General features: G+C 40.3%; 3 protein-coding genes. All 3 read left to right on the top strand.

What is annotated here, in order from left to right; all coding sequences use genetic code 11:
- Positions 1 to 644, top strand: a 644-nt coding sequence (locus SORDD16_RS11770; protein WP_277730424.1) for a DNA gyrase C-terminal beta-propeller domain-containing protein, incomplete at its 5' end; no start/stop codon positions are given.
- Positions 645 to 756: 112 nt separating this feature from the next.
- On the top strand, positions 757 to 1,794 hold the full coding sequence (locus SORDD16_RS04910) for a branched-chain amino acid aminotransferase (RefSeq protein WP_347230206.1): 1,038 nt from the start codon (positions 757 to 759) through the stop codon (positions 1,792 to 1,794).
- 112 nt (positions 1,795 to 1,906) lie between these two features.
- Positions 1,907 to 2,137, top strand: coding sequence for a DUF2969 domain-containing protein (locus SORDD16_RS04905; RefSeq protein WP_061452573.1), 231 nt, complete (start codon positions 1,907 to 1,909; stop codon positions 2,135 to 2,137).
- Positions 2,138 to 2,234: the final 97 nt, after the last annotated feature.

The raw sequence follows: 2,234 nt of genomic DNA, 5'->3' as shown, positions 1-2,234 counted from the left end.
AAATTAAGCGTGTAGAACGTAAAGAATTCTCTCCATGGCGGACCTACAAGTCTAAATCTGTCAAGTATGCTAAGCTCAAAGACGAGACAGACCAGATTATAGCGGTGGCTCCAATTAAACTGGATGGTGTACTCTTGATTAGCCAAAACGGTTACGCCCTTCGTTTCAATATCGAAGAGGTTCCTGTTGTCGGTGCCAAGGCTGCAGGTGTCAAGGCTATAAACCTCAAAGAAGATGATGTCCTCCAATCGGCCTTTATCTGTAACACCTCATCCTTCTACCTCTTGACTCAGCGTGGAAGCTTGAAACGTGTTTCTATTGACGAAATTCCAGCAACCAGCCGTGCCAAACGAGGACTACAAGTCTTGCGTGAGTTAAAAAATAAACCACATCGAGTATTCTTGGCTGGAGTAGTTGCAGAGCAAGGTTTCGTTGGTGATCTTTTTAGTACAGAAGTAGAGGAAAACGACCAAACACTGCTTGTCCAATCCAACAAGGGAACAATCTATGAGAGTCGATTGCAAGACCTCAACTTGTCAGAACGTACTAGCAATGGAAGTTTTATTTCTGACACCATTTCAGATGAGGAAGTTTTCGATGCTTACCTAAAAGAAGTCTTTAAAGAGGATAAAGCGAGTTCATAAAGAAATCAGTCCAGAGGGCTGATTTTTTTGTTGAAAAAATTTTCAGAAAATTACAAATAATACTTGAAATTTCACTAGAAAAGTGTAGAATAGAACACATAGTTTGAATAGTATAAAGGAGAAACACATGACAGTTGCAATTGATTGGGAAAATCTTGGATTTTCTTATATGAAATTACCTTATCGTTATATCGCTCATTATAAAAATGGTCAATGGGATCAAGGAGAATTGACAGAGGATGCAACCTTGCATATTTCAGAGTCTTCTCCAAGTCTCCACTATGGACAGCAAGCATTTGAGGGATTGAAAGCCTATCGTACCAAGGATGGCAGTGTTCAACTGTTCCGTCCTGACGAAAATGCCAATCGTCTGCAACGTACTTGTGACCGTCTTTTGATGCCACAAGTTCCGACAGAAATGTTTGTAGAAGCTTGTAAAGCAGTTGTGCGTGCCAATGAAGAATACGTCCCACCATATGGAACAGGTGGAACCCTTTATCTTCGTCCACTTTTGATTGGTGTTGGGGATATTATCGGGGTTAAACCAGCAGAAGAGTATATTTTCACCATCTTTGCTATGCCAGTTGGAAATTACTTTAAAGGTGGATTGGTTCCAACTAATTTCTTGATTCAGGATGAATACGACCGTGCCGCTCCAAATGGTACGGGTGCGGCTAAGGTAGGTGGGAACTATGCTGCTAGTCTCCTCCCAGGTAAAATGGCCAAGTCACGCAACTTTTCTGACGTTATCTACCTAGACCCATCTACACATACAAAGATTGAAGAAGTCGGATCAGCCAACTTCTTTGGAATCACGGCAGATAATGAATTCGTTACACCATTAAGTCCGTCAATCTTGCCATCCATTACCAAGTACTCTTTGCTTTACTTGGCAGAACACCGCTTGGGCTTGACTCCGATTGAAGGCGATGTTCCAATCGATAATCTGGATCGTTTTGTAGAGGCAGGTGCTTGTGGTACGGCAGCGGTTATTTCGCCAATTGGAGGTATCCAACATGGCGATGATTTCCATGTTTTCTATAGTGAAACAGAAGTAGGGCCTGTTACACGAAAACTCTATGATGAATTGACCGGTATCCAATTTGGTGATGTGGAAGCACCAGAGGGATGGATTGTCAAAGTGGACTAAACGACACGAAGTAAAGTGAAACTCCATATCAGTTGTAATGGCTGAAATGGAGTTTTTTCTTGCTAGTTTGAGCATTTTCCTGTACAATAGAAAAAGTGAAAAGAGGTAAAGTATGAGTAAAAAAGATAAGAAAATTGAAATCCAATTAACTGATGCAAAAGTGACTGTTGGAAAAGACAGTTATGAAGGTTACGTTTTGACAATCGGGAAAAAGGTCATTGGTGAAATTGCCGAATTAGATAGCCAATTTGCCATCATAAAGAATGGAAATGTCGATAGTTTTTATAAAAAACTTGAAAAAGCTGTGGAAATTTTGATTGAAAACTATAATTTAGCAAAATAATACTTGTTTTATTGAAAATTTCATGATATAATAGTCTTCGTTAGGCGTTGGAGAGATAGCGAAGAGGCTAAACGCGGCGGACTGTAAATCCGCTCCT

It is taken from the genome of Streptococcus oralis (assembly GCF_001578945.1).
Classification (GTDB): Bacteria; Bacillota; Bacilli; order Lactobacillales; family Streptococcaceae; genus Streptococcus; species Streptococcus oralis_Q.
This window is presented reverse-complemented; position numbering and strand designations above follow the sequence as displayed.

Coding starts and splice junctions, on each gene's coding strand:
- SORDD16_RS04905 (WP_061452573.1), top strand. CDS start 1,907: ATGAGTAAAAAAGATAAGAAAATTGAAATCCAATTAACTGATGCAAAA.